Source organism: Binatus sp. (SeqCode), from assembly GCF_049584895.1.
Classification (GTDB): Bacteria; Desulfobacterota; Binatia; order Binatales; family Binataceae; genus Binatus.
The window spans coordinates 1-6,659 of record NZ_JBAUYR010000089.1; the positions used below are offsets into that span (position 1 = coordinate 1).

The 6,659-nt window shown below is 58.4% G+C and carries 8 protein-coding genes; 2 read left to right on the plus strand and 6 right to left on the minus strand.

Annotation, left to right across the window (positions count from 1 at the left end; all coding sequences use genetic code 11):
* The 3 genes from WB650_RS15825 to WB650_RS15835 all read right to left on the minus strand — a co-directional run.
* On the minus strand, positions 1-278 hold a 278-nt coding region (locus tag WB650_RS15825; RefSeq protein ID WP_423961152.1), incomplete at its 3' end, for a helix-turn-helix domain-containing protein.
* Positions 250-738 carry a hypothetical protein gene (locus WB650_RS15830; protein ID WP_423961154.1) on the minus strand — a complete coding sequence of 163 codons (489 nt, stop codon included), beginning with the start codon at positions 736-738 and terminating at the stop codon, positions 250-252. The genes WB650_RS15825 and WB650_RS15830, both read right to left, overlap by 29 nt.
* 94 nt (positions 739-832) lie before the next feature.
* Positions 833-1,087: a hypothetical protein gene (locus WB650_RS15835; protein ID WP_423961155.1), complete on the minus strand. Its 255-nt coding sequence runs from the start codon at positions 1,085-1,087 to the stop codon at positions 833-835.
* Positions 1,088-1,138: 51 nt separating this feature from the next.
* Here WB650_RS15835 and WB650_RS15840 point away from each other — a divergent pair, with 51 nt between their 5' ends.
* The gene (locus WB650_RS15840; protein ID WP_423961157.1) at positions 1,139-1,390 is read left to right on the plus strand and encodes a hypothetical protein; all 252 of its coding nucleotides are present in this window, start codon (positions 1,139-1,141) and stop codon (positions 1,388-1,390) included.
* Between the two features lie 370 nt (positions 1,391-1,760).
* Complete coding sequence (locus tag WB650_RS15845; protein WP_422305167.1) at positions 1,761-2,804, plus strand: DUF933 domain-containing protein; 1,044 nt, start codon at positions 1,761-1,763, stop codon at positions 2,802-2,804.
* A 135-nt stretch (positions 2,805-2,939) separates the two neighbouring features.
* Here WB650_RS15845 and WB650_RS15850 read toward each other — a convergent pair whose 3' ends face one another.
* The 3 genes from WB650_RS15850 to WB650_RS15860 all read right to left on the minus strand — a co-directional run.
* The gene (locus WB650_RS15850; protein WP_422305165.1) at positions 2,940-4,076 is read right to left on the minus strand and encodes an amidohydrolase family protein; all 1,137 of its coding nucleotides are present in this window, start codon (positions 4,074-4,076) and stop codon (positions 2,940-2,942) included.
* A 468-nt stretch (positions 4,077-4,544) separates the two neighbouring features.
* On the minus strand, positions 4,545-5,840 hold the full coding sequence (locus WB650_RS15855; RefSeq protein WP_422305163.1) for a DUF1329 domain-containing protein: 1,296 nt from the start codon (positions 5,838-5,840) through the stop codon (positions 4,545-4,547).
* Between the two features lie 214 nt (positions 5,841-6,054).
* Positions 6,055-6,659 (minus strand): DUF1329 domain-containing protein (locus WB650_RS15860; protein WP_423961159.1); only part of this gene is annotated, 605 nt, incomplete at its 5' end.

Sequence of the window (6,659 nt, forward strand, 5' to 3'; positions counted from 1 at the left end):
ACTATCATGGGTTCCTTTACCCAGCCCCACTGAATTGGCTGATACTGCCAAGTCAGTTCGTAGCCACACACCGCCAAGGCACGTGCGAGCGTCTTGACAGTCAGATTGTGACTACCGCTCAGCATCCGGGAGATGAACGACCGAGGTCGATCCAGTCGTTCGGCAAGTTCGGCGTTGCGAATCTTGCTTTCCCTCATCGCCTTCTGGATGGTTGCCTGTGCGCCCGCGAGCGACGATTCAACAACGATGTCAATGTCGTAGTCGTTCCTTTCGCTCAAGGGCTGTTCCCAGTGGTTCGTCCGTTCCATCGCTTTTCCTCATTCCTGCACTTCGATACTCGTTGTACAGGTTCAGTGCACCCCCGATCCGGTCACGTTCTTCTTTCTTGCCTTTGCCACCTTTCTCTTTTTTCCAGCCATCTAGCAATACAACGACAGCGATCTTTCGATCCTGGCCGGTTCTGTCGGTAAGTGTAAATACCTCACGGACTGCGTAGAAGTGATGCGCGTGTTCCTTGAACTCCCAAAGAGGCTTACCCTCGTTGTGCAAGGGTTTGAAACGTGAGTGGATCTCATATTCTGCGCCCATCTTCGTGAAAAAATCGAAGCTGCCGCGAAATTTGTTGCTGACATCCTTTTGTAAATTTTCGAGAAAATCCTTGGCTGGCTCACGGTTATTTGGCCGAACGAAAGAATAGACAGCGCCAGATCTTCCCCCTACCATTCGTCGAAGAGGCACAGTGTCCCCCCACGTAAGTTGCTCCCAAGTCTCTATAAATCTGCATTGGCACCGTCCCTAGTTCACTTATAAGATAACAATCGCATGGCTGGTGTCAAGAGCGCCGAGAATGCGATTTGCCCCAACGCTTCCGGGCCGCCTTGCGAGCGATTTCCGAACGTCTTTTCTTCGAGAGTTTTTTCGCGCGCGCATCTCCGCCCTTCAAACCGCCAAGCCTGCCGAGCGCGACCGCTGCGGGGTTCTTGCCAGTGTCCGGTTGCTCGGCTGGCAGGTCGCCTGATATGGCATCGATCAGATTCGACGCCATCTGATTTACGTCGGGTTTGCCCGTCCTTGAGCGCTTAGGCATGACCGGAGTATGAACTCATGGACGGGACAGAATCAAGTCTGAGGTGAATGAATGCCGACCACAAAAACCGATCCCATCAAGTCTGAAACCTTTTGGGCTCTTCATTCAAGCAGCAATCTCTACACTGCTGATAGAAAATCCAAGCGGCGCTGGCTCTGTGTTTATTTCAATCTAGAGACGCGAAAATTAAGACGAAAGCTCGTGAAAGCCCGCAGTCCAGAGAGCTGGTTTCATGACATTCAGGCTCAAGAGCAAGAGCGCGCAGTCAGGAGAGCTGTGCCACTAACTGATCGCTCCATCTGAATCGGTGAGAATCCTTGGAACCATCTTGACGGTACTCGGGGTTGCGGCCTGCCTGTACGCTATGTTCGTAGGTGCCGATCCAAACGTCAACGCACAGGCCGCCATATACCCGGGGTTGAAAGCTATCGCGGTTTCGATTGCGGCTGTCGGGATCGTGGCGGCGGGTGCGGTCATCCTCCGAAATTCGCGGTCAAATTGAACCCCGCCCGATCTGATCCTGTCCGCTCTAGTCCGGCATCCCATTAAATCCCGCTCCCGTCCACGCTTCATCCCGCCAGATTTTCAAATTAGGACACTACCCGCGCCGCCTAAGGTCTTACTCTGTCGCGCCGCGGTCGTGTAGAATCCCGTAGATCGAAGGTGGCGCAATTTGAAGACTGGCATTATCGGCGCGCGCGGCGCCGGAAAATCTACTGTATTTCACGCATTGACTGGACTGGCCCCGATTCCGGGCACCGCCGAGGGCCGCAATCGTGCGCGTCCGGGACAAATCAAGGTTGCCGATCCGCGACTCGATCTTCTCGAAGAGGCGTACGGCTCGAAAAAGAAAATTCCGGTCGAGCTTACTATCCTCGACTTCGCGCCGAATCCAAAAGAGCAGAAAGAGGGCGCTGCGCTCGACCCGAGCCTGCTGCCGCTGGTCCGTGACATGGACGCGCTGCTGATCGTGATTCCGCAATTCGGCGGAATGGAAAAAGATCTAGTCACGACGCTCGAGAGCATCGAAGGCGAGCTGGTGTTCGCCGACTTCGATCAGGCCGAGCGCCGGCTCGAGCGGCTCAAGAAAGAAAAGGGCAGTGACTTCGAGCGCGCGGCGCTCGAAAAAGTGATCGCATGGCTCGGCGACGGCAAAGCGCTGCGATTGCTCGACCTGACCGCACAGGAGACCCAGGCGTTCTCGAGCTTTGGATTTCTCTCGCGCAAGCCCGCGCTGGTGACTGTCAACTGCGAGATGGAACGCGCATCCGCGGACGTCACCGAGGCGGAGCATTCCGCCGTGCGCGCGCACGGACTCGAGGTCTTCAGGCTCGCAGCTGCGTTCGAGTCCGAGTTGTGGGAGCTGGACGAGGCTGGCCAGAAGGAAATGCTAAAGGACGCCGGCCTTGACGCGCCCGCTCGCGATCGCCTGATAGGCGCGCTCTACAATCATCTCGGGCTGATCACTTTCTACACCGCCGGCGAGCCTGAGGCGCATGCATGGTCGCTGCGCCGCGGCGAGTCCGCGCTTGCCGCAGCCGGCGTGATTCACACCGATATCGCGCGCGGATTCATTCGGGCCGAAGTCGTCAGCTACGAGGATTTTGCGATCCACAAGTCAGATGCGAAGGTCAAAGAGGCCGGCAAGCTCCGGCTCGAAGGCCGCGATTACGTGATGCGCGACGGGGACATGATCCACATCCGCTTCAAAGTCTGAGGGAAAGACGCCTGCGCGGCGGGCGGCAGGGGTGACCCCTGCACCCAGTATTCGGAAAAGAAAATCGCAAAATTGCGTGGACGCACTTTTGCTCTCATGTTCGGGGGAAGACATGCCCCTTCGAGTTCTTGTGACTTAGGCCGTGACGCGCGTGAAAAAACGGAGCGCGTTGTCGGCCAGGATTGCGCGCTTCTCATCAGCGGACAGGCGCGGATTGTTCACTACGATCTCTGCGGCGTCGGGAAACTCGGCGTCGAAATGCGGGTAGTCCGACGCCCACATCAGCCGCGGTACTCCGAGCAGGCGCATCGCCTCGGGCAACATCGCCTCGTCCGGATCGAATGTGAAAAAGCATCGATCGCCGCGCATGTGCTCCGACGGCTTGCGCTTCAGATTCGGCGTGTGTCGCGCGAAATGCTTGTAGTGCCCGTCCATCCGCTCGGCCCACCACGGCACCCATGAAATTCCGCCTTCGAAAAATCCCAGTCGGAGTGTCGGGTAGCGCTCGAACAGTCCTCCGCCGACCGCCGCCGCCATCACGCGCATCTGATGCCACACGTGCCCCGTCAGATGCATCATGAACATGTTGTTGCCGACATCCTCGCGGCCGGGCGCGAACGGCGGACGGTCGGTGCCGCCGTGAAAGCAGATCGGCAGGTCGGCGTCCTGCGCGCTTCGACAGAGCGGATCGAAGTAGGGATGATCGGGAAGCATCCCGTCCAGATTGCCGAACGTCGTGATGCCGACGGCCCACGGCTCACGCGCAAGATACTCGACTTCCGCGACGCATCGTTCCATCTCGCGCTGCGGAACGATCCCGACCGCTTTGATTCGCGACGGGAACGCGCCGCAATACTCGCCGACCCATCGGTTGTAGGCACGCGCGAGCGCTGCTTCCATCGCGGGATCGGTCGCCGCGCATACCGAAGTCGCGACAGTCGCGAAGCATACCGCGACGTCGATGCCCTCTTTGTCCATGTCGTGGATACGCTCGGCTGGATCGTAGCCGCCCGCGGACGAGGCCATCGGATGGTTGCGGCCCGACGGCAGTTTGCCCAGGCCGGGAATTTCGTTCGCCTCGCCGAGCGGACGTTCCGCCGATCGCCACTTCGGATACAGCGCCGGAACGATCCCGAGATTCCCGATACCGATCCGCGAAAGCAGCGCGTCCGCGGCCGACCTGAATTTTGGATCGATGTGCGTCGAGTAGAGCGATGCCGGCTCAGTGACGTGACCGTCCGCATCGATGATTTTGAATCCTGCTAATGCCATAGCTGAATGGGCCGATTGTGGTGGAGACGAACCGACGCTGTCAACGCAGGACTCAGACGCCTGCGCGGCGGGCGGCATCGACACCGTCGCGGGGGATGACCCCTGCACCCAGTATTAAGAAAGGAAATCGCAAAATCGCGAGGACGCGCTTTTGCTCTCAGGTTCTTGGGGCAAATGACAGGAATATGTGCGAGTAACAAGAAAGTGCCGGCGCAGAGCGACTCGTTGGACCTGCGAGGCGCACCCGCGCCGGCGTCGGACACGGGACCTTTTTTAACGATCGCGCGAAAGTCCCTGAAACCACGCGCGATACGCCGCAGAATATATTCCGCCCTCAGCCATTTGTAAACGCTCTTCGATCAAGGATGTGCACAGGTGAAAAAACGCAGGCGCGGAGCGCCACGGCGTTTGGGCCGCTTGCTCCGCGCCTATTTCAGCAATCAATCAGGCTGGTTATGCGGACGCGCTTTACGGAGCCGCCGCCACCATCGACTTAACCGTGCAGAAATCCTTGTCGATCGCTCCCATGTTGATGTACCAGCATTCGCGCTCGGGCGTGTGCTGTCCCGGCAGATAACACATCGTCGAGAAATTTCCTTGCGTGTCGATCGAAGCCGCACCCACTACGAACTCCCGCTTGAACGGGTAGATCGCAACTCGCGCATCCGGCACCGGGCGATCTCGATAGGCCAGCCAGTAGATGTGCGTGCGCCACAAACGACCCTTCTGATCGTAGGTATCGATGTACGGCTCGAACCATACTTCGGCGTCAAGGTAGATGTCGGTCATCTTATCGAGAGCGCCGCCGCTCAACCGGTCGGTCCGCGGCACCGCCTCGACGATGTACATGTGGCGCATTTCCCATGACTCGGGGCATGCGGTCGCGCCCCCATCGTAAGGGCAGGTGTCTTCCGGCGAATGCTGCGCATGAACCGTCGCGAGCATTTGTCTGTCGCCCAGGAATCGATAGTTGTACTGCTCGGTCTTCGGGTTGAAGCCGGAGTAGTGGTCGGGGTCATAGCTCTGCGCGCCGGTCGCGCTGGAAAGAATCGCCTCGCTCAGGCGCCGCACGCGACGGGTGCCGGGGGTCCAATCCCAACTGTCATCGCCGCGATTCGGATCCGCATAGCGATATCGGATCAATCCAGTCCCGCGGGCCTCTTGCGGCGCAAGCACCGGATACAGCGCGAACAGCCACATGCGCCCCGACTCCTTGAAATCAGTGTCTATTGGCATCGGCTCGACTTCGGTTCGTCCGACGAGGTTATAGCCGGCGTAGTGGCCGATCTCGATGTCGTCGATCATGCGCTGGTCCTGACCCGGACGAACGTACTCGCTCTGGCAATCATAAAAACGCAAGTCGTAATCGTCGCTCGAGATCGGACGGAACACATTGTTCCAGATGATCTTCGCGCCCACGTAAGGATCATTCGCATCGATCAATGGAAACGGCTGCCCGGCGACGTAGCCGACCATGCTGCGATGATCGTTGGTGAGCCGCACCTGTTGCGAATACTTTTCGGTCGCCTCTCGATATGGCGGCGGCCAATCGACGCGCTCGGGCGCGGTGATTTCCATTCGCATCCCGTGAGTGACCGCGTAGTACACTCCGGGCGAAACCAGATCTTTAACCTGTGCTGCGTTGCTGGGAGCGATGACGTCGCCCGGCTTCACCGTCGCACTGGCCGAAGCCGCAACCAGACATAATCCAATCGCCAGCGTCCCCACGCTTAGCATTGTCTTCCCCAAAACATGCCTGACCATCAGGTAGCACCTCCCACCGTGATTAGGCTCAATTCTTGGTCGCGAATTTTCAACGAGTCAAGTATGTACCACCTGATATCATCAAAATGTTCATTAATTCTACTTATTGACCGATGGCCGGCCAAAAAAAGAGCGGGGCGATGCAGCCGTTTCGCCGCCTCGCCCCGCAGGTCGTTGCCGGAACCTAAGTCCCTGATTTATATGGTTAAGTAGCTTACGGAGCCGCCTTCACCATCGACTGGGTGGTGAAAAATTCCTTGTCCACCGCGCCCATGTTGATATACCAGCATTCGCGCTCCGGCGTGTTTTGTCCCGGCAGATAGCACATTGTCGCAAAACCCGACTGCACGTCATAGCGGGCCGAGCCCACGATGAACTCGCGCTTGAAGGGATAAATTGCGACCTTCGCATCCGGCACCGGACGATCGCGATACGCTGCCCAGAAGATGTTGGTGCGCCACAGCGCTCCCTTCTGATCGTATCCGTCCACGTACGGCTCGAACCATACTTCCGAATCCATGTACACGACGGTGTCCTTGTCGAGCACGTTGCCTGCCTGGCCAAGATCGCGATTCGGAGTCGCCTCGACGATATACATGTGGCGCATCTCCCAATCTTCAGGGCATGCCGACGCGCCGCCGTCAGTCGGGCAGGTCACTTCGGGCGAATGCCGCGCGTGAACCACTGCGAGCATCTCTTTCTCGCCCAGGAACTTGTAGTTGTACTCTTCAGTCTTGGGATTGAATCCCGAATAGTGATCCGGATCGAAGCTCTGTGCTCCGGTCGCGGTGCTGTTGAGCGATTCGTTCAGGCGTCGCA

Excerpts from the sequence above, each read along its gene's own strand:
- WB650_RS15835 (WP_423961155.1), bottom strand. The coding sequence starts at position 1,087 with ATGCCTAAGCGCTCAAGGACGGGCAAACCCGACGTAAATCAGATGGCG.
- WB650_RS15840 (WP_423961157.1), top strand. The coding sequence starts at position 1,139 with ATGCCGACCACAAAAACCGATCCCATCAAGTCTGAAACCTTTTGGGCT.
- WB650_RS15850 (WP_422305165.1), bottom strand. The coding sequence starts at position 4,076 with ATGGCATTAGCAGGATTCAAAATCATCGATGCGGACGGTCACGTCACT.
- WB650_RS15855 (WP_422305163.1), bottom strand. The coding sequence starts at position 5,840 with ATGGTCAGGCATGTTTTGGGGAAGACAATGCTAAGCGTGGGGACGCTG.